We start from the raw sequence: 225 nt of genomic DNA, 5'->3' as shown, positions 1-225 counted from the left end.
TGGCAAGTTTTATCGCAAAGGGGAACAAGGCCATGCTCTCATTATAAATAAAATGAAAAGTGAGCCAGACGTTCCCACTACCGGTGGCATTGTGTACCCTGTTATCCATAAAATGGATGTGATGGATATTTCAAAAAAGCGCATTGTACTAGAAAGTAAAGACAAAGGCGGCTTGATTTGTAGAGACAATATACGTGACGATATCTCCATTACGTTTTATATTCG

The 225-nt window shown here is 39.1% G+C and carries 1 pseudogene; it reads left to right on the top strand.

Annotation, left to right across the window (positions count from 1 at the left end):
- A pseudogene (locus tag CWB65_RS19665) lies at positions 1 to 225 on the top strand (hypothetical protein); the annotation flags it as partial.

The organism is Pseudoalteromonas sp. S554 (genome assembly GCF_005930865.1).
In the GTDB taxonomy this organism is placed as follows: Bacteria; Pseudomonadota; Gammaproteobacteria; order Enterobacterales; family Alteromonadaceae; genus Pseudoalteromonas; species Pseudoalteromonas marina.
This window is presented reverse-complemented; position numbering and strand designations above follow the sequence as displayed.